General features: G+C 67.0%; 16 protein-coding genes. 10 read left to right on the top strand and 6 right to left on the bottom strand.

Translation table 11 applies throughout. The annotated features are described in order from the left end of the window. Positions 1-78 precede the first annotated feature (78 nt). Entirely contained in the window at positions 79-2751 is a 2673-nt protein-coding gene (locus EJO69_RS02675) for a cation-transporting P-type ATPase (RefSeq protein ID WP_126038878.1), read from the top strand. Between the two features lie 33 nt (positions 2752-2784). On the opposite strand, the gene EJO69_RS02670 is transcribed toward EJO69_RS02675, so the two are convergent. Together EJO69_RS02670 and EJO69_RS02665 are read right to left on the bottom strand one after the other, a co-directional pair. Further along, complete coding sequence (locus tag EJO69_RS02670) at positions 2785-3336, bottom strand: thymidine kinase (protein WP_126038875.1); 552 nt, start codon at positions 3334-3336, stop codon at positions 2785-2787. Positions 3337-3444: 108 nt separating this feature from the next. Further along, entirely contained in the window at positions 3445-4023 is a 579-nt protein-coding gene (locus EJO69_RS02665) for a hypothetical protein (RefSeq protein WP_126038873.1), read from the bottom strand. 313 nt (positions 4024-4336) lie between these two features. Here EJO69_RS02665 and EJO69_RS02660 point away from each other — a divergent pair, with 313 nt between their 5' ends. From EJO69_RS02660 to EJO69_RS02640, 5 genes are all read left to right on the top strand, one after another. After that, positions 4337-5977: an ABC transporter substrate-binding protein gene (locus EJO69_RS02660; RefSeq protein WP_126038871.1), complete on the top strand. Its 1641-nt coding sequence runs from the start codon at positions 4337-4339 to the stop codon at positions 5975-5977. A gap of 2 nt (positions 5978-5979) precedes the next feature. Beyond that, positions 5980-6912 (top strand): ABC transporter permease, encoded by a 933-nt coding sequence (locus tag EJO69_RS02655; protein WP_126038868.1) that lies wholly within the window; start codon positions 5980-5982, stop codon positions 6910-6912. After that, positions 6909-7751: an ABC transporter permease gene (locus tag EJO69_RS02650; RefSeq protein ID WP_126038865.1), complete on the top strand. Its 843-nt coding sequence runs from the start codon at positions 6909-6911 to the stop codon at positions 7749-7751. Before EJO69_RS02655 ends, EJO69_RS02650 begins: the two co-directional genes overlap by 4 nt. Next, a complete protein-coding gene (locus EJO69_RS02645; protein ID WP_126038863.1) occupies positions 7751-9307 on the top strand; it encodes an ATP-binding cassette domain-containing protein in 1557 nt (518 codons plus the stop codon). The genes EJO69_RS02650 and EJO69_RS02645 overlap by 1 nt, the downstream gene beginning before the upstream one ends. Positions 9308-9370: 63 nt before the next feature. Beyond that, positions 9371-10774, top strand: a complete 1404-nt coding sequence (locus EJO69_RS02640) for a mycothione reductase (RefSeq protein ID WP_126038860.1) — start codon at positions 9371-9373, stop codon at positions 10772-10774. A gap of 149 nt (positions 10775-10923) precedes the next feature. Here the strand turns inward: EJO69_RS02640 and EJO69_RS02635 are convergent, their stop codons facing one another. Together EJO69_RS02635 and ald are read right to left on the bottom strand one after the other, a co-directional pair. After that, entirely contained in the window at positions 10924-11835 is a 912-nt protein-coding gene (locus EJO69_RS02635) for an NAD(P)-dependent oxidoreductase (protein WP_126038856.1), read from the bottom strand. A 94-nt stretch (positions 11836-11929) separates the two neighbouring features. After that, positions 11930-13054: an alanine dehydrogenase gene (gene ald, locus EJO69_RS02630; RefSeq protein WP_126038853.1), complete on the bottom strand. Its 1125-nt coding sequence runs from the start codon at positions 13052-13054 to the stop codon at positions 11930-11932. A gap of 162 nt (positions 13055-13216) precedes the next feature. Here ald and pepN point away from each other — a divergent pair, with 162 nt between their 5' ends. The 4 genes from pepN (at position 13217) to EJO69_RS02610 (ending at position 17785) form a co-directional block, all read left to right on the top strand. Then, positions 13217-15652 (top strand): aminopeptidase N, encoded by a 2436-nt coding sequence (gene pepN / locus EJO69_RS02625; protein ID WP_126038850.1) that lies wholly within the window; start codon positions 13217-13219, stop codon positions 15650-15652. A gap of 277 nt (positions 15653-15929) precedes the next feature. Further along, positions 15930-16370 carry an FHA domain-containing protein gene (locus EJO69_RS02620; RefSeq protein WP_164519844.1) on the top strand — a complete coding sequence of 147 codons (441 nt, stop codon included), beginning with the start codon at positions 15930-15932 and terminating at the stop codon, positions 16368-16370. Then, the gene (gene ftsR / locus EJO69_RS02615) at positions 16370-17116 is read left to right on the top strand and encodes a transcriptional regulator FtsR (protein WP_126038847.1); all 747 of its coding nucleotides are present in this window, start codon (positions 16370-16372) and stop codon (positions 17114-17116) included. Before EJO69_RS02620 ends, ftsR begins: the two co-directional genes overlap by 1 nt. Before the next feature lie 114 nt (positions 17117-17230). Then, on the top strand, positions 17231-17785 hold the full coding sequence (locus EJO69_RS02610) for a MerR family transcriptional regulator (protein ID WP_425454734.1): 555 nt from the start codon (positions 17231-17233) through the stop codon (positions 17783-17785). 130 nt (positions 17786-17915) lie between these two features. Here the strand turns inward: EJO69_RS02610 and EJO69_RS02605 are convergent, their stop codons facing one another. Together EJO69_RS02605 and EJO69_RS02600 are read right to left on the bottom strand one after the other, a co-directional pair. Continuing rightward, the gene (locus tag EJO69_RS02605) at positions 17916-18551 is read right to left on the bottom strand and encodes a TIGR03085 family metal-binding protein (RefSeq protein ID WP_126038845.1); all 636 of its coding nucleotides are present in this window, start codon (positions 18549-18551) and stop codon (positions 17916-17918) included. A 153-nt stretch (positions 18552-18704) separates the two neighbouring features. Then, on the bottom strand, positions 18705-19256 hold the full coding sequence (locus tag EJO69_RS02600) for an NADPH-dependent FMN reductase (protein ID WP_126038843.1): 552 nt from the start codon (positions 19254-19256) through the stop codon (positions 18705-18707). Positions 19257-19389: the final 133 nt, after the last annotated feature.

Genomic DNA, 19389 nt, shown 5'->3' with positions numbered 1-19389 from the left:
CACGGTAAGCCACGGTCGCCGCGGGATAATGCAGGCAGGCCAGTGAAGGCGCGAGTGAGAGGGCAGATGAGAGCATCCATGGATAGAACAGGGCAGTCAGCGGCGCAGTGGCACGCAGAGACGATTGACGAGGCGGCCGAGAGGCTCGGCGTTGGCACCGGAGGTCTGAGCAGCGATGAGGCGGCCGAGCGGCTTGAGGCAGTCGGCCTCAATGAGCTGGCGCCGCCGGGTAAGGACTCCGCGTTCGCTCGGCTCCTTCGGCAGTTCAATGATCCGATGATCTGGGTCCTCATCGGCGCGGCCGCTTTCACGGCCATCCTCGGACACTGGGTCGACACGATCGTCATCCTCGCGGTCGTCATCATCAACGCAGTCATCGGCTTCATCCAGGAGGGCCGTGCCGAGGACGCCCTCGAGGGGATCAGGAAGATGCTCTCCCTCAGTGCGGATGTCAGGCGGGATGGCACATGGGTTGAGATCCCCGCCGAACAGGTCGTGCCCGGTGATGTCGTGTGGCTGTCGGCGGGCGACAGGGTCCCCGCCGACATCAGGCTGACCGAGGTCTCGAGCCTGCGGGTCGACGAGGCCGCCCTCACAGGTGAGTCCGAGCCCGTGGACAAATCCACCGACCCGGTCGAGGCCGATGCGGGGGTGGGGGACCGTTCGAGCATGGCGTTCTCCGGGACGACGGTTGTCGCCGGCGCCGGCGCGGGGATCGTCGTCGGTACCGCGGAGGATACGGAGATCGGCAGGATCTCGACGATGCTGTCCGAGGTCGAGTCCCTCGAGACACCCCTGACGAAGCAGATGACGAAATTCTCCAGCGGGCTCGCGATCGTTGTCGTCGTCCTCGCTGTCGCCATGTTCGGCATCGGCCTCCTCTACGACTATTCGTGGAGCGAGCTCGTGCTCTCCTCGATCGGCTTCGCCGTTGCCGCGATCCCGGAGGGGCTCCCGGCTGTTCTGACGATCACTCTCGCGCTCGGTGTGCAGAAGATGGCGGGCAGGAACGCGATCACCCGGCGGATGACGTCCGTGGAGACGCTCGGCTCCGTCACAACGATCTGTACGGACAAAACCGGGACGCTGACGAGGAATGAGATGACGGTCCAGGCAGTCATCACCGCACACCATGACTATGAGGTCGAAGGCACCGGCTACGCTCCGGAGGGCGCGATCACCCTCGACGGCGACGCAGTCCGGATCGAGGATCATGCGGGGCTGGGCACTCTCGTTCGGATCGCCGGTCTCGCCAATGACTCGACCGTGTCGAAGCAGAACGGCTCCTGGGCACTGTCGGGTGAGCCGACCGACGGGGCGCTGCGGACGTTCGCGATGAAGGCGGACTTCGATAACCCTCAGGAGAGAATCGATTCGGTGCCCTTCGACTCGACCTACAAGTACATGGCGACGCTCGACTCCCACGAGGGACAGAGCTGGGTCCACGTCAAAGGTGCACCGGACCGACTGCTCGACCGGTCGACCACCCAAGGATTCTCACCAAACTCGTCGGAGCCCCTCGACCGGGAGTTCTGGGAGCAGAAGATCGACGAGTATTCCTCGCGGGGCCTGCGACTGCTCGCGGCCGCGATCCGACAGGTCGACACGGACGGCCTCGACCACGACCACGTCGAGGAGCTCACCTTCGTCGGCCTCTATGCGATCATCGACCCGCCCCGCGACGAGGCGATCGAGGCGATCCGCCTCTGCCGGCAGGCCGGCATCCGCGTCGCGATGATCACCGGCGACCACGCCGGCACGGCAACGGCGATCGGCCACGCGATGGGGATCGGCCAGGACCAGCGGGCCGTCACCGGCGCTGAGCTCGAGGCCGCCGACGATGAGGAGCTGCGGGAGATCGTGCGTAAGCACGAGATCTTCGCCCGCACGAGCCCCGAACATAAGCTCCGCCTTGTGCGGGCGATGCAGGCCAACGGCGAGGTCGTCTCTATGACGGGCGACGGGGTCAACGACGCGCCCGCACTCAAGCAGGCCGACGTCGGCGTCGCCATGGGCATCAAGGGAACCGAGGCGACAAAGGACGCGGCCGACATCGTCCTCGCGGACGACAACTTCGCCACGATCGAGGCAGCGGTTGAGATGGGCAGGACCATCTACGACAACCTGCGCAAGGCCATCATCTTCATGCTGCCGACCAACGGCGCCCAGGGTCTCGTCATCCTCACCGCGGTCCTCCTCGGTCTGACTCTCCCGCTGACCCCCGTGCAGGTGCTGTGGGTCAACATGATCACGGCCGTGACGCTCTCGCTCGCACTCGCGTTCGAACCGGCCGAGGCCGACATCATGAAGCGGCCCCCGCGACAGCCGGGCGGCTCGATCCTGCCCCGTTCCGGCGTCCTCCGCATCGCCTACGTCTCCCTCCTCATCGGCGGCAGCACGATCGCGGTCTTCGTCCTCGGGATGGAGGCTGGGTGGGGCGTCGACTACGCGCGCACCGTTGCCGTCAATACGCTCGTCGTCGGGCAGATCTTCTACCTGCTGGCCAGCCGATTCACGAGGACCTCGTCGATCCGACGGGAGCTCATCACGACGAACCCGCTCTCGTGGGTGAGCATCGGCGTCATGATCCTCCTCCAGATCGGCTTTGTCCACCTGCCCGTCATGCAGACGGCTTTCTCCTCCCAGTCCGTGGGCTGGGTCGGCTGGCTCGTCCCGATCGGGGTCGGCATCGCCGTCTTCCTCGTCGTCGAGATCGAGAAGGCGCTGACTCGGAGCGGCGGCAGGGACTGACTGCCAGGTGGACGGACTGCGGCCGAGCGCGAGTCAGACTCCGAAGTGCAGTCGGCAGCGCGCCTCGTAGGACTCGGCGCCGCCCACCTGGCCGGATTCGATGGCGAGGGGATCGCCCAGGCCCTGGCGCACGGGCAGGTGATAGGGGGCGGGTGCCCCGCAGATGTCGCATCGGGCCACGAGCTTATCAACCCGATCGGCGAGAGCCATGAGTTCTGGTATCGGATCGAACGGGCGCCCGTCGAAGGTGACGCACAGGCCGGCGATGATGACGTGCCTGCCGGTGTCGAGCAGTTGGGCGACAGCGGGGACGAGTGGTTGACCGAAGAACTGGGCCTCATCGATGGCGACGGCATCCGATGTGACGGCTCGGACGATGTCATCGGCCGAGGCGATCGCACGGGCCTCAAGCGCATCACCATCGTGGGTCGAGATGTCGCCGATCCGCCGGCGATCGTCGATTGCGTGGGTGAGGATGTCGGGATGGGTGCCGCCCGCCCGCAGCCGCCCGATCTCGGCGATGAGGGAGGCGGTCTTCCCGGCGAACATCGGGCCCGTGATGACGTGGAGATGTCCAGGACTCATACCGCTACGCTATACCCCTCCGGCGGAGCAATCCGAGAGAGGAATATGCTCCCGAACCCTGCCCGAGTCGGTACTGCCGTCACCGTGCCGCCCGGGGCACCTCGGTTCTCAGCGGGGGAACGGGCCAGGCGATTCTTCGCCCGGCGCGCGGTGTGGGGGCGGGTCCTCTCCGTGCGGGGTCGGGGCGTCCCTGCCACCGGGGTTCTGCGGGGCACCTCCCCATCCCGGCCCGCCGAGGAACGGATCCGGCTGGGGCGGCTCCCGGTAGCGCATCGACTCCGGCTTCTGGTCGGCGCCCGCGGGCGGGGTGTAGTCGTCCGGTGAGCTCTCGGCGATCATGGCCTCCAGCGCCTCGACATCGGGCCGGTGGGCGCTGAGGCCGAGACTGGCGATGCGCCTGCCGGTCGGCACATGCCACAGGCCTCCGTCGCGGATGTCGAGGTCGCCTGGATAGCGGACGGGGTAGGTACCTCTCGTCATGCCGCCGGGACTCTTGGACCTCACCTCGTAGCTCTCGAGCTCGACAAGTGGCTGGACGAGCAGGAGCGTGCCGATGATGGCGATGACGCCGCCGATCGCGTAGTTGATGGGCATGTCGCCGAGTGCCGCGATGATGATGAGGAGCAGCCCGATGACGGTGACTGCGATCGAGAGCGGTCGGCTGTGTCTGATAGTCGTGGTCGCCATCGTGCCAGCCTAGGTGACTCAGATCTCACTGTCAGGTGGAGGCGCAGACACCCCTCGAGGAGTCTGGCGGCGCGTGGCTCGTTTCGTTCATCCATGGGCCCATAGGTCACGCCGGAGCAGTGAGGGTCATCCACATGGGCCGACGGGGCCCATGCTGGGTGATCGGGTACGGAGGCGAGCCGACCGACATTGTTCGCGATGCCTGTCTCTGCCCACCGTTCGGGCGGGGGAGGAGTGGGCGAATTGTCCGGCCTATAATCACACATGTCTCTACAGGTTCGTTCGGGCCAGCAGGCCCATCAAGGATGATGTCATGTTCACTCTCCGCCGCACGTCCATCGCCGCCATCGCGGCCGCCTCAGCTGTCCTCGCAGGCTGCGGCACGGCAGCGGAGGAGGACGGGGCCTCGGGCGAGCCCGTTGAGGGCGGGAACCTCACCTTCGCGACGGGCGATGCCGAGCCGACCTGTCTCGACCCGCATGTTGGCGGCAACATGCCGCAGAAGATCGCCGGCATCCACGTCGTCGAATCCCTCTTCACGATGACTCAGGACGGCGAGGTCGAGCCGTGGCTCGCCGAGTCCGGCGAGATGTCGGACGACGGCATGGCGTGGACCTTCACCCTCAAGGAGGGGGTGGAGTTCACGGATGGCACGCCCTTCGACGCCGAGGCGGTCAAGGCGAACATCGAGCATCTCCAGGACCCCGCAACAGAATCCTCGACCGGGTATCTCGCCGTCGAGCACGTCGACGAGGTCGAGGCCGTCGACGCCCACACGGCGGTGTTCCACATGTCGGAGCCCGATGCCGCGCTCAAGGAGTCACTCGCCCAGACCTGGCTCGGCATCCAGTCGCCCGCCGCTCTCGAGCGGAGCCGGGAGGAGAACTGCGAGGCACCGGTCGGGACCGGTCCGTTCGTTGTCGAGGAGTGGAACAGGCAGCACTCGATCACCTACTCGCGCAACGAGGGATACACGAGCGCACCGGCCACCGCCGAGCATGAGGGACCAGCCCTGCTCGACACGCTGACGATCCGCTTCATGCCGGATGCGGCCTCGCGCTACGCCGCACTCCAGGCCGGCGAGGTCGACGTCATCGATTCCGCACAGCCCGACACGATCGCCCAGGCCCGCCGGGCGGACGGGCCGATCCAGGATCTCGTCGGAGTCCGCTCCGGCGCAGCAACTCGCCTTGAGCTCAACACGGGCGGCGAGACGTTCTCCGATCCGCTCGTCCGCCGCGCCTTCATGCATGCCTCCGACATCGAGACCGGCGTTGACACGCTCTTCTTCGGCACCGCGGAGCGGACAACGAGCCTGCTCGCCTCGAGCACGCCGCATGGGACGACGCACGACGACGGGGCGTACGACTACGACCCGCAGCTCGCATCCGACCTCCTCGACGAGGCCGGATGGGAGATGGGCTCCGACGGCGTCCGGACGAAGGATGGGAAGCGGCTGACTGTCCGCATCCCCGTCTCGACCCACCAGTCGATCCCCGCCGAGCAGTCTCTGCTCGAGCAGATCCAGTCCCAGGCAGCCGATGTCGGGTTCGATGTCACCCTTGATCCGATGGATCTGTCGAGCTGGTACGCGGCGGCGGGGGCATGGGAGTTCGACGCGATCACCGCGCCCTACGGCAAGTCGAGCCCCGACGTGCTCCGCATCATCTTCCACTCCGACGGCATCGAGCCCGCTCCGTCCGGCTACCACGCCAATAACATCAATGTCCGCGATGAGGAGCTCGACTCGCTCCTCGAGCGCGCCAACCAGACGACGGATGAGGATGAGCGGGCCGAGCTCTACGCCGAGGCCCAGCAGATCATCGTCGATGGCGCGTACGTCATGCCGCTCTACGATTGGCAGACGAGGATCCTCCACCGCGACAGCGTCAATGGGCTCCGGCTCGAGACGAACCTGTCGGCACCGTGGTTCCACGAGGTCTGGGTCGACTAGGCGTGCCGCCGGTCGTCCGATACCTGCTGGCGCGGCTCGGGGGCCTCATCCTTGTCCTCTGGGCCGTCGCCACCATCGTCTTCCTCGCCCTCAAGGCGGTCCCGGGCGACGAGGTCGATGCGATTCTCGGCCCGGGATCGAACGCGAGTGCGGAGGCGGTCGCCCTCGCGATCGAGACGCACGGCCTCGACCAACCGCTCCTCGTCCAGTACTGGGTCCAGCTCAAGGCGATCGCAACCTTCGACTGGGGGACGAGCTTCTCCTACGACCGGCCGGTGACGGAGCTCATCGGTGAGCAGCTGCCGTCCACCCTCACCCTGTCGCTGGCCGCCCTCGCCCTCGCGTGGGTCATGGCACTGATCTTCGCACTCATCAGCGTCTTCGGCCGGCGCACGTGGCGGGTCATGTCGATGATCGAGGTGGTCTCCGCCGCACTGCCGCACTTCGCCCTCGCCATCGTCCTCATCGTCATCTTCTCCACGTGGCTGGGCCTGCTGCCGCCCGTCAGCACCGACAGCCTCGACTCCCTCATCCTCCCCGCCCTCACGCTCGCCGTGCCGACGGCGGGCTTCCTCGGGCAGATCATGCGCGAGTCGATGCTCGACGCTCTCGAGGCGCCCTTCACGACCTCGGCCAGGGCCCGCGGTGAGTCGACAATCGGGCTCTTCGCCCGTCACCTGCTGCGCCACGCGGTCCTGCCCGCAGTCTCGCTCGCCGGGTGGGCGTTCGGCTCCCTCATGTCGGGCGCCGTCATCGTCGAAGAGGTCTTCGCCCGCCAGGGCATCGGCCGGACCCTGCTCGGTGCGGTGAGCGTGCGGGACATGCCGCTCGTCATCGGGATCCTCATGGTCATCGCCGCCGTCTACGTCGCTGTCATGCTCCTCGTCGATGTGGCCGAGGCCGCGATCGACCCGCGGGTGCGGAGGCCCGCATGAGCACCGTAGTCCTCACGCGGACGGCCCGCTCCCGCGGCGGCCTGGGAGTGGGCGGGTGGCTGTCGCTCGGCTTCCTCGCCCTCCTCCTCGTCAGCGCAGTCGCCCCCTCGCTCATCGCCCCCGGTAATCCCCTCGCGGTCGACCCCGGTGCGGGCTTCCAGCCGCCCAGCTGGGAGCACTGGTTCGGCACCGACGAGTCGGGCAGGGACACGTTCCGCCGCGTCGTCCACGGAACCCGGGACTCTCTCATCATCGGCGTCGCGGCCACCGGGATCGGGCTCGCGCTCGCCGCGCTCCTCGGGGTCGGTGCGGCGCTCGGGCCGCGGTGGCTCGACTTCACCCTGTCCCGGTTCATCGAGGTCCTCTTCGCCCTGCCCGGCATCGTCCTCGCCCTCCTCCTCATCACCATTGTCGGCCCCGGCGTCATCACCTCGACGATTGCGGTCGGTCTTGCCTCCGCGCCGGGGTACGCGAGGATGATCCGCACGCAGACGATCAAGATCGTCCGGTCCGGGTACGTTGAGGCGGACCGTGCGCTGGGCAGGACCCGCCGTCAGATCCTCGCCCGACGAATCGCGCCGAACCTCGTCGTCCCCCTCTTCGTCATCGCCACCCTCGGCGTCGGCCAGGGGGTCGTGTGGGCGGCGTCCCTGTCCTACCTCGGGCTCGGCGTCGCGCCGCCGTCACCCGAATGGGGAGCGATGATGAATGCGGGACGCACCTACCTCACGTCGAGCGCGTGGTGGATGACCTTCTTCCCGGGCCTGGCGATCATCCTCACGGCCGTGTCGACGACGGTCCTCTCCCGCTCGATCGCCGCAGCCTCGAGGAGGGCCTAATGGAGCCGATCTACCGCGTCCGCGACCTCTCCGTCGCCTTCGACAGGCCCGTCGTCACGAACGTGTCCTTCGATCTCGTCCCCGGCAGGTGCCTCGCCCTCGTCGGGGAGTCGGGCTCCGGCAAGTCCGTCACCGCTCGGGCGCTGCTCGGCCTCGCCGGTGGCGGCGCCACCGTCACGGGCGAGCTCACGATCGACGGGCGGAACATGACCGGCGCCAGCACCCGGTCGTGGCGACAGGTCCGCGGTGGCCGCGTCGGGCTCGTCCTCCAGGACGCCCTCGTCTCACTCGACCCGCTCCGCCCCATCGGCCGGGAGGTCGCCGACACCCTCCGCCTCCACACCGACCTCACGCCCGGCGAGATTCCCGGCCGCGTCCTCGAGCTGCTCGAGAGGGTGGGCCTCGATGACCCGGTGCATCGTGCGCAGCAGCGCTCCGTCGAGCTGTCCGGCGGCCAGCGCCAGCGCGCCCTCATCGCCGCCGCCGTCGCCGCCGATCCACCGATCATCATCGCTGACGAGCCGACGACCGCCCTCGATCGGAGCGTCCAGGACCGCATCGTCCGACTGCTGGCCGGCCTGCGCGACTCCGGCAAGGCCCTCCTCCTCATCACCCACGATCTTGGGATCGCGCGGGCGATCGCCGATGATGTGTGCGTCATGGAGGGCGGGCGGATCATCGAGTCGGGCCCCGCGGTCCTCGACTCTCCTACCCACCCCACGACTCGCAGGCTCATCGACGCGGTGCCGACCCGGTCGACGAAGCCGCCCCTGCCGCCCGCCCCACCCGTCCTCGAGGCGAAGGCCCTCGACCGGGTCTTCCCGGGACGTGGCGGGGCGCCCGACCGCGCCGCGGTCGACGGAGTCGACCTGGCCGTCTACCGGGGTGAGACCCTCGGACTCGTCGGCTCGTCCGGCTCGGGCAAGACGACCCTCGCGCGGCTCCTGCTGGCAATCGACACGCCGACCGGGGGAGAGGTGACGCTCCTCGGGGAGCCGTGGTCGAGCGTGCCCGAGCGTGAGCGCCGCGAGCGCCGCGCCGGTATCTCCGTCATCTACCAGGACGCCCTGTCCTCGTTCGATCCGCGCGTGCGGGTGGGCTCGATCCTGGCGGATGCGGCCTCGAATGGGGCTGTCCCGAGCTGGCGGCGGGCCTCAGAGCAGCTGCGAGCGCAGGTCCGGGCGCTGCTGGCCGATGTGGGCCTGCCTCCCGAGACGGTGGACCGCAGGCCGCTCCACCTGTCGGGCGGGATGCGGCAGCGTGTCGCGATCGCCCGCGCGCTCGCCACGGACCCGGCGATCCTCATCTCGGACGAGCCGGTGTCCTCCCTCGATGTCACCGTCCAGGCCGAGATCCTCGACCTGCTCACGCGCCTGCAGAGGGAGCGTGGGCTCACCCAGCTCTTCATCTCCCACGACCTCGCCGTCATCGGCCAGGTGGCCGACCGCATCGCCGTCATGGCCGATGGCCGGATCGTCGAGATCGGTCAGCGCGACGCTGTCCTCGACTCGCCCGCTCACCCGGCAACCCGGGCGCTCGTCGGGTCCGCCGACTGAGCCCTGCCCGCTCTGAGAGGAACGGTACGGGGCGTTTCGGCCTTTCTGGTTAGGCTTGGAGCCATGACGCATTACGACCTCCTCATCATCGGCACAGGCTCCGGCAACTCACTGCCGGGGCCCGAGTTCGACGACCTCTCGATCGCCCTTGTCGAGAAGGGCCTCTTCGGCGGAACCTGCCTCAACGCGGGCTGCATCCCGACCAAGATGTTCACCTATACCGCGGAGATCGCGAACACACCGGCACGGGCGCCGAAGTATGGGGTGAGCGAGACGCTCGACTGCGTCGACTGGCCCGCGATCCGGGATCGAGTGTTCGGCAGGATCGATCCCATCGCCGCGGGCGGTGAGGAGTACCGCAAGGTCCATGAGGATAATCGGAACCTCACCGTCTACCAGGGGATTGGTCGGTTCACGGGGCCCAAGAGCATGGTCGTCGCAACCGCAGACGGTGACCGGGAGATCACGGCAGACCGGATCGTCATCGCCGCGGGCTCACGGCCCGCCTTCCCCGCGGTCGCCGGCCTTGCGGAGTCGAATCCGCTCACGTCCGATTCGGTCATGCGGATGGAGCGGCTGCCCGGCTCGATGATCATCATCGGATCGGGCTTCATCGGCGCTGAGATGGCGCACATCTTCTCCTCCCTCGGCGTCGACGTCACCCTCATCGCCCGCAGCCCCGTCCTCCTGCGCCACCACGACCGCGACATCGCCGACGCGTACACCCAGATCGCCTCAGGCCGGTACAGGGTCAAGCTCCGGTTCAGCACCGGCCGTGTCGAGCGCCGTGATGGCCGGGTTTTCGTCTCCGGCCGGGTGGGCGATGCCAAGGAGACCCTCGAGGCCGATGAGCTGCTTGTCGCGACGGGCCGCATCCCGAACTCCGACACTCTCGACGTGGCCGCCGCCGGCATCGGCACCCACCCCGACGGGAGGGTCATGGTCGACGATTACCAGCGGGTCCTCGACCCGCAGGGCGAGGTCATGGACGGCATCTTCGCCCTCGGTGACATCAGCTCCGACTGGCAGCTCAAGCACGTCGCCAACAAGGAGGCGAAGACGGTCCGCCACAACCTCCTCCACCCGGATGCGATGAAGGCGACCGACCACCGCTTCGTGCCGCACGCGGTCTTCGGCGATCCGCAGATCGCCGCTGTCGGTATGACCGAGGCGGAGGCACAGCTCAAGGGCCTTGACATCATCGTGGCCCGCCAGGAGTATGCGGGGATCGCCTACGGCTGGGCGATGGAGGACACGACCGGCTTCGCGAAGATCATCGCCGATCGGGAGACGACCGAGATTCTCGGCGCCCACATCATGGGCCCCCACGCCCCGACACTCATCCAGCTCCTCATCCAGGCGATGTCAACGGGTCAGACAGTCCGCGACATCGTCGACACCCAGTACTGGATCCACCCGGCCATGCCCGAACTCATCGAGAACGCCCTCCTGCAGATCACCGGCTGAGCCGGCGACGCCAGTGCCCGATCTGCTCGGCCGCCGGCATCGGCCGGCGCGGCCGAGCATGGGTGCCGGCGTGGGACTGGCACTGGTTCATGGGACGAGAAAGGGGCTGGGTCGCCGCGAACGGCAGACCCAGCCCCCACATCATTCTCCTACGGCACCTTGTCGCCGAGGACGACGTTGACGAATGGTTCGCCGGAGATGAAGTTGCCGACCTGGCGACGGACCAGCCTGTTCATCCGTGAATACATTGCGTCCGTGTTGCCGCCGATGTGCGGGGTGATGAGGGTTGCCTCCTCGAAGAGCGGATGACCATCGGGCAGCGGCTCCGGGTCGGTCACGTCGAGCGTGATCTTCAGGCGGTCGGCGTGCTTGAGAAGAGCATCCGTGTCGGCAACCCTGCCGCGAGCGACGTTGACGAGGATCGCCCCGTCCTTCATCGACGACAGGAACTCGTCGTCGACGAGGTTCTCGGTCGATTCGTTGAGGGGGACGACGACGATGACGGAATCGGCCTCCGGCAGCAGCTCGGGAAGGTCCTTGAGGGAATACACCCTGCCGTACATGTCCTCGCGTGCGCGGCGGGCGACACGCAGAACGGTCGTCTCGAAGGGTGCCAGGCGCTGGGCGATCGCGCTGCCGACACCGCCGATGCCGATGAGGACGATCTTCGTGTCGGCCAGGCCGAGGGTATGGAAGGTCTCCCAGTGGCCCTCGCGCTGATTGGCAGTGACCCGGTCGATGTCGCGGGCCGCGTAGAGGAGCATGGCGAGCGCGTGCTCCGCGGTGGCGGTCTCGTGCACCGAAGCCGCATTCGCAACCGCGAGACCCTCGGGAAGGTCACGTGGGATCGAGTCGTAGCCGATCGAGCCCAGCTGGAGCAGCTTCGCGCCCGTCTCGGCCACACGCTCCACCAGGTCGGGGGTGGTGACGTGCGGACCGACGGCGATGTCGATGTGCTCCGCAGGCGGCGGCGTCTTGAAATCCCATTCCAGGACAGTGATGCCAGGAATATTGAGATCGATGGTCCAGTCCGGGGAGATGGCGATAGTCACGTTAGTCACGCCTCCAACCTACATGCCCGTCGAGATTTCGACTACCGCATGACCGGCCGGTCTCAGCCTGGCAACTGTCGGGCATGACAGCCCGAGGCGACTCTCAGTCGCGCCCGGCGGCGAGGACCTCGTCGAGGTCCTCGAGCGGGAGACCAAAGGCCTCGGCGACACCGGGCTCGACGAGCCTCCCACCGGCCGCCTGGAGGCCGAGGGCGAGATCGCGGCGGGCCCGCATCGCCTCGAACGGTCCCTCTGCGAGCATCTTGATGTAGGGCAGCGTCTGGTCCGTCAGCGCCGTCGTGGCCGAGACGGGCACCGCGCCGGGCATGTTGCCCACGCAGTAGTACGTCCGGCCATCCTCGTGGAAGATCGGGTCGTGATGAGAGGTGGGGCGCGATCCCACGAAGCAGCCGCCCTGATCGATTGCGACATCGATGAGGAGCACATTCTGCTTGAGCTCGGGGACCATCTCGGCTGTGATGAGCTGGGGGGTGCGGCCCCCGGGGATGAGGACGGTGCCGATGATGACGTCGGCGGCCCGCGCCTCTTCGAGGATGTGGGCGGGCGAGGACGTGTGGGTCCGGATCCGCGTGCCGTATTCACGGTCGAGTTCGCGCAGCTTCTGCGTATTGATGTCCATGATCGTCACATCCGCGCCCATACCGACCGCGACCTTCGCCGCGTGGGAGCCGACCGTGCCCGCGCCGAGGATGAGGGTGCGGACGGGCGGCACGCCCGGCACGCCACCCATGAGCCTGCCGGGACCGCCGAAGGGCTTCATGAGCAGGTGGGCGGCCTCCTGGGGTGCAAGCCTGCCCGCGATCTCGGACATGGGCATGAGCAGCGGCAGGGAGCCGTCCTCGAGCTGGACCGTCTCGTAGGCGATGGCGGTCGCACCGGAGTCGACGACGCGGCGCGAGAGCTCCTCATCGGCGGCCAAATGGAGGTAGGTGAAGAGAGTCTGGCCCTCGCGGAGCAGATCGAGCTCCCGCCCGATCGGCTCCTTGACCTTGACGACGAGATCGGCGCGCTCCCACACGGCCTCCGCGCCGTCGACAATCTCGGCACCGGCGGCTGCGTAGTCCTCGTCGGTGCAGAGCGCTCCGGCCCCGGCCCCGGTCTGGACGACGATGCTGTGTCCGGCGGCGATGAGCTCCGCCGCGCCCGCGGGCGTCAGCCCGACTCGTGATTCGTCGTCTTTGATCTCAACCGGGATGCCAATGATCATGGTGGGCCTCTCTTTCGTAGGTCCATAGTAGACGCGCCCGCCTGGGACCGGCACGTCGGACCGATTCGTGACTCTGGGACTCGCGTGTGGTAGCGGGACTTCGTCGGCAGGCGCGTTCGTGCGCTGTGGAGAACCGCGGCGGGACCGGCTTAGGATGGCACGGTGAGTGAGAACCTGACCCGCGCCGAAGCGGCCGCCCGCAGCAGCATTGCCATCGACTCCTACCGCGTCCAGCTCGACGTGCGCGGGGAGGAGACATTCGAGACGATCTCCACCATCTCCTTCACGGCCGATATGGACGAGACGTTCCTCGACTTCATCGGCGCCGAGGTCAGCTCCGTCGTCGTCAACGGCGAGGAGCGCGACGTCGAGTGGGACGGTGCGCGCATCGCCCTCACAGGACTGGCCGCCGACAACCTCGTCACTGTGCGGGGCCGGGGCCGCTATTCGCATTCCGGGGAGGGTCTGCACCGCTTCGTCGATCCGCTCGACGGATCCGTCTACCTGTACACCCAGTACGAGCCGGCCGACTGCCGCCGCGTGTTCGCGAACATGGAGCAGCCGGACCTCAAGGCCTCCTTCACCTTCGAGATCACGGCGCCGAAGGAGTGGACCGTGCTGTCCAACCGCGAGGAGGTCGAGAGTGAGATCGTCGACGGGGGAGTGCGCCACATCTTTGCCTCGACGGAGCGTATCTCCACCTATCTCACGGCCATCGTTGCCGGTCCCTACCACCGGGTGACCTCACCGCAGGACCCGCGCTTCTCGGTCTACTGCCGCACCACCCTCGCCGAGCACCTCGATCATGAGGAGATCTTCGACATCTCCCTCGCCGGTCTTGCGGCCTTCGAGCAGGCATTCGACTACCCCTACCCGTGGGGCAAATACGATCAGGTGTTCGTCCCCGAGTACAACCTCGGCGCCATGGAGAACCCGGGCCTCGTCACGTTCACGGAGTCCTACATCTTCCGCGGGCAGTCCACGCGCGCCCAGCACGCGGCGCGGGCCAATACGATCCTTCACGAGATGAGCCACATGTGGTTCGGCGACCTCGTCACCCCCGTGTGGTGGGACGATCTGTGGCTCAAGGAATCCTTCGCCGAGTACATGGGGTCATGGGCGAGCGTGGCGGCCACGGAGTTCACGGAGGCCTGGGCGACGTTCGCGGCACGGCGCAGCGCATGGGCGTTCCTCAATGACATGCGGCCGACCACTCATCCGATCGTCGCCGACATCGTCGACCTCGAGGCCGCCGATCAGGCGTTCGACGGAATCACCTACGCCAAGGGCGCCGCCGCGCTCAGGCAGCTGGTCGCCTACGTCGGCGAGGAGGCTTTCTTCGCCGGCGCCCGCGTCTTCTTCACACGACATGCTTTCGGCAATGCCTCCCTCGACGATCTGCTGTCCGCACTCGAGGAGACCTCGGGCAGGGACCTGCGTGCGTGGGCGAAGGAATGGCTCCACACCACCGGAGCCTCCATCCTGCGGGTCGAGGGCTCGACGATCATCCAGGAGGGCCACGAGCCGTCCGGCGCGGAGATCCGTCGCCCGCACCGGATGAGCGTCGGCGCCTACAGCCGGGTCGGCGGTGAGCTCGTCCTCGTCGCCGAGGAGACCGTCGAGCTGACCGAGTCGGTCACGGTGAGCGTCCGTGGCGACGTCATCATCCCCAACCACGAGGCGCACACGTACGCGATCGTCGCCCTCGATGAGCACCAGACCGAGCACCTCCTCCACTGCCGCATCGCCGACCCACTCGCGAGGAGCGTCGTGTGGACGGGGCTGTGGGAGGCAGTTCGGGACGCACGCCTCGACCCCGCGCGCTACGTCGAGGCCGTCGGCCGCTTCCACGATGAGACCGATACGACCCTGCTCGGCCAGATGATCCGCAACTGCGAGTACCTCGTCGAGCATTACGCGGTCGACGTCGACACGGCGCGGACCGTGTGGCTCGGCATCTGCGACGACTCCTGGCGCGACGCGATCGCCGACCAGGAGGCCGACCGCATCTACCTATGGCGAGCGGCCCTGGCACGGGCGGGCGCCACGCTGCCCGAGGCGGAGCAGGTCCTGCGGGAGGCTCTCGACACCGTGCGCGGGGACCGGGACGAACGGTGGCGGATCCTCATCGGGCTCGCGTCCACCGGATCCGCGACGGAGGCCGAGCTCGACGCCGAGCTCGTCAACCCCTCCGAGGCCGATATCGTCGCTCATATGCAGGCCGTGGCCTCGATTCCCGGTCGTCGCCGTGCCGCCTACGAGCGCGCGCTCGACGATTCGCTCTCGAACGATCGGATCTCTGCGCTGCTCGCCGGCGCAACTGCGCGCTTCGATGGTGAGTCCTACCCGTTCTTCGAGATTGCGGGTCCGGTGTGGCAGGAGCACACACAGGAAATGGCCGAGCGGATCCTCTACGCGCTGTTCCCCGAGGAGGAGGCCGGCATCGCCGACGCCGAGGCATGGCTGGAGGGTCCGGGGGCGGGTGCACCGAATGCGCTTCGGAAGATCGTCACCGACGGACTCGACACGCTGCGGCGGGACCGACGGGTGCGGGATGCGTTCCGCGACACCTCCCGGTTCCAGGTCGGGGAGCGGTGAGGCGTCGCCGGGCTGGGCTCTCGACCGCCGATCAGCGGTCGAGAGTTCTCCGCACCGAGTGCTAGGCGCCTGCAGAATTGTCCTCTGACCTGGGGCTATGCGGACTTGTCCCCGGCAGCCTCGGGGGCGTATCCTAACTCTTCCCCGTACGCGCGTCACATCTGAGGTGCGTGCTCACCACCACCCGTAATGCTGGTCGATGGGTTAATCAACCGTAGGCATTCGTCAGTGAAAAGGGATAGGATATTACAAAGCGATAACGAGCGAGGAGGTCGCTATGACGAGCAGCGGACATGATTCCGATGCAACATCACAGTTCTCAGCAGTGACCGGATCTCCGGACACGGCCGAGTTGGACGCGCGACGGATCGGCATGTCGCCTGACGATTATGCAGCTGTGCAGGCGCTTCCTCCCTTCTCGGCTCTCCTGCTCGTTCAGAAGGGCCCCAATTCCGGCGCGCGCTTTCTCCTCGACTCGGATTCCACGATGGCGGGGCGTCACCCGAAGTCGGAGATCTTCCTCGACGACGTGACTGTCTCGCGCCAGCACTGCGAGTTCCTGCGCCACGAGGGCACGTTCTATGTGCGCGACCATGGTTCGCTCAATGGGACGTACGTCAATCGTGAGCGGATCGACGAGATCGCCCTCGAGACGGGCGACGAAGTGCAGATCGGCAAGTACCGCCTCACCTTCCACGATTCGCCCAAGCGCCGGTGATGGCCCAACCGCAGAGGCAGCCGGAGCGCGAGGCCGAATCGTGGCCCTTCGACGTATCGCATGATCCTGTCCTGAAGATCGGCGAGGTCCGCGAGGTGCTGAGGTCGGAGTTCCCGATGCTCAACCATTCGAAGATCCGCTACTACGAGTCGATCGATCTCGTCGTCCCGCACCGGACCTCATCGAATCAGCGACTCTTCTCCTATGCCGACGTCGAGCGGCTCCGCTTCATCCTCACGGAGCAGCGCGACCGCTACCTTCCGCTCACCCAGATCGGTGAGCTCCTGCGCCAGCTCGACTCTGGGGAGGCCGGCGCCGAGCATCCCGGCCGCATGCGGGCCGTGAGCACCGACGACCTTCCCCGGCCCAAGCCCGGCACGCGGCTGACGAAGCGCGAGGTCTCCGACCTGACGGGCGCGAACCTTGAGGACATCGAGGAGTTCGCCCGGCTCGGCATCGTCGAGGTCGACCCCCGCGGCCGGCTCACGAGCCACTCCGTCGACATCATCCGCTACGCGCTCATGCTGACCGATGCGGGTCTGGATGTGCGCCAGGTGCGCGCCGTGAAGAACTCGGCTGGGTCCCACGCGGCGACCATCCGCTCCGCACTCGCACCCCAGCTCGCCAAGCAGTCGCCAGTCGCCCGTGAGCGTGCCTACGCCCAGGGGAGTGAGATGTCCGCCATCCTCGTCAAGCTCTACCAGGCTCTCCTCGTCGAGAACGTCGAAGTCGAACTCGATACCTGACCCTCAACGTGAGGTTGAGGCGCGACACGCCGATGCGATATCGGCCTCGATGATTGACCGGGCTACCCGCTGAGCCTAACGTTGGGTTCAGTGATCAAAGAATTGGAGGCCGTGGTGACAGACGCCGCACAGCCGAGTTATGTCCAGCCTTCCCTCTTCGGGGAGCAGCCGCTGGACGAGAGCGAAGGCTACCGGGGGCCCATCGCCTGCAAGGCCGTCGGCATCACCTACCGGCAGCTCGACTACTGGGACCGGACGGGACTCGTCTCGCCCTCGATCCGCAGCGCGCAGGGCTCCGGCTCGCAGCGCCTCTACTCCTTCCGCGACATCCTCGTCCTCAAAGTGGTCAAGCGCCTCCTCGACACGGGAGTCTCGCTTCACCAGATCAGGGTCGCGATCAACCAGCTCAACAAGTACGGCGTCCAGGATCTCTCCGGTATCACCCTGATGTCCGACGGTGCCTCGGTCTACGAGTGCACGTCGAATGACGAGGTCATCGATCTCGTCAACGGCGGGCAGGGTGTCTTCGGCATCGCGCTGGGTCGCGTCTGGCAGGAGATCGAATTCTCCCTCTCCGAACTGCCGACCGAACGGGCTGAGGAAGAGGCCGCCGCCGGCGTTGTCGATGAGCTCGCACAGCGCAGGGCGGCGAAGCGCAAAACCTCCTGACAACAGTCAATCGGCGCAGACATTCGCAAGCTGTAGTGGCGGGGCACATGCCCCGCCACTACACATTCACCAGCCCCTGCCGGCAGTCAAACCGCGGGTCACCCTGTCAGTGACAGCGCGGCACGTCTCATCAGATCGATCGATCTGACGTCTTCAGTCGGTCGATGTCGCCCGGGTCTCCCATGAACTGCACGTCCGCATCTCGACCGAATGCGAACAGTGCCAATTCGAGCGGTTCTCCGATGACGGTCACCGTTGTCTTGTGTCTCTTTGTTGCGAGGGCGGTGATGTCGCCGAATTCGGGCGACCGCAGGACGACGGTGACGGGCGCTGTGAGGAGGAGAAGCTGTGCCATGAGCCTGAGCTGACCGAAGATCGCCTTCTGCTCATCTGATGTGAGCACGCGGCCGAGCGGGGGATTCTGAGCCCGCCGCACATCCTCGTGATGGATCACGTACTCGAGGGTGTTGACCGCCTGGTCGACCGGGCGGATCTTCAGCGGTGAGAAGGTCTGTCGTCCGGTCCGGAAGACTTCGACGAGCTCGTCGAAGCTCATGCCGTCGATCTCAGCCATCCGATCGCGGGCGCTGTCGGCTGCCTTGACCGGGATCTTCGAGAGGATCTGGTCCTGGGGGTGGATCTCGCGGAGGACCAGATGACGGAGGAGCTCCTGCGCGTCCCAGCCCGAGCAGAGGGTGGGGGCATCGGCGCCAACGCGTTCGAGTGTCGAGAGGAGCCGCTGTCGTTCGGCGGTCACGAAGTGCATGGTTCCACGCTAGGCAGGGCGGCTGGAAGAACCCTCCAAACCCGCTGGGCATTGCTGTACCGGGCGAATACGGAGCGGTAGGTTACGGCCTGCATCACGCGTGAACGAGGAAGGCCCTCCCACCGTGGTGGGAGGGCCTTCTCACGCATGCGATCAGGCGGCCTTCGCTGCCCTGTGTGCGGCGACGAGCTGGTCGAAGAGCGCGGTGATCTCGCCCTCGTAACGCTCGTTCGGCGCGAACACGCCATCCGTGAACTCCGAGAAGATGTTGAACTCGACGGTGGTGCGGATGTCCCACATGTTGAAGTTGGCGACAATGCCGCGCCACTGCTCGATGGCGCGAACGCCGTTGGCGGCCCCGTAGCCGACGAAGGCGACCATCTTGTTCATCCACTCCGGTGCGAGGGAGTCAACGGCATTCTTGAACGCGCCGGGGACTCCGTGGTTGTACTCGGTGGTGACGAAGATGTAGCCATCGAACTCATCGATCTTGCGGCCCCAGTTCTTGACCTCCTGCGACTCGTAGTCGCGGTTGGCCATGGCGGGGTGGACACCGGTCGTGAGCAGCGGGACGTTGTAGTCCTTGAGGTCGACGAGCTCGAACTCTGCGCCGCCGTGCTCCTTGGCCCTGTCGTACACCCACTCGGCCACCTGCGCGCCCGCGCGGCCCTCGCGGATGGAGCCGAGGATGATGCCAATCTTCATGCTTGTCCTTTCATGGAAGTTTCCTCGTCAATGACAACAGGGCCGACCGGGGGCGACAAAATTTCTCCGCTTCCGGCATAATTGAGCATTCAACTATCTCGTGAATGGTGGTTCCGGAATGCTGATGAGAATG

It is taken from the genome of Flaviflexus salsibiostraticola, from assembly GCF_003952265.1.
In the GTDB taxonomy this organism is placed as follows: domain Bacteria; phylum Actinomycetota; class Actinomycetes; order Actinomycetales; family Actinomycetaceae; genus Flaviflexus; species Flaviflexus salsibiostraticola.
This window is presented reverse-complemented; position numbering and strand designations above follow the sequence as displayed.

Excerpts from the sequence above, each read along its gene's own strand:
- EJO69_RS02675 (WP_126038878.1), top strand. The coding sequence starts at position 79 with ATGGATAGAACAGGGCAGTCAGCGGCGCAGTGGCACGCAGAGACGATT.
- EJO69_RS02670 (WP_126038875.1), bottom strand. The coding sequence starts at position 3,336 with ATGAGTCCTGGACATCTCCACGTCATCACGGGCCCGATGTTCGCCGGG.
- EJO69_RS02665 (WP_126038873.1), bottom strand. The coding sequence starts at position 4,023 with ATGGCGACCACGACTATCAGACACAGCCGACCGCTCTCGATCGCAGTC.
- EJO69_RS02660 (WP_126038871.1), top strand. The coding sequence starts at position 4,337 with ATGTTCACTCTCCGCCGCACGTCCATCGCCGCCATCGCGGCCGCCTCA.
- EJO69_RS02650 (WP_126038865.1), top strand. The coding sequence starts at position 6,909 with ATGAGCACCGTAGTCCTCACGCGGACGGCCCGCTCCCGCGGCGGCCTG.
- EJO69_RS02645 (WP_126038863.1), top strand. The coding sequence starts at position 7,751 with ATGGAGCCGATCTACCGCGTCCGCGACCTCTCCGTCGCCTTCGACAGG.
- EJO69_RS02640 (WP_126038860.1), top strand. The coding sequence starts at position 9,371 with ATGACGCATTACGACCTCCTCATCATCGGCACAGGCTCCGGCAACTCA.
- ald (WP_126038853.1), bottom strand. The coding sequence starts at position 13,054 with ATGATCATTGGCATCCCGGTTGAGATCAAAGACGACGAATCACGAGTC.
- EJO69_RS02620 (WP_164519844.1), top strand. The coding sequence starts at position 15,930 with ATGACGAGCAGCGGACATGATTCCGATGCAACATCACAGTTCTCAGCA.
- ftsR (WP_126038847.1), top strand. The coding sequence starts at position 16,370 with ATGGCCCAACCGCAGAGGCAGCCGGAGCGCGAGGCCGAATCGTGGCCC.
- EJO69_RS02605 (WP_126038845.1), bottom strand. The coding sequence starts at position 18,551 with ATGCACTTCGTGACCGCCGAACGACAGCGGCTCCTCTCGACACTCGAA.
- EJO69_RS02600 (WP_126038843.1), bottom strand. The coding sequence starts at position 19,256 with ATGAAGATTGGCATCATCCTCGGCTCCATCCGCGAGGGCCGCGCGGGC.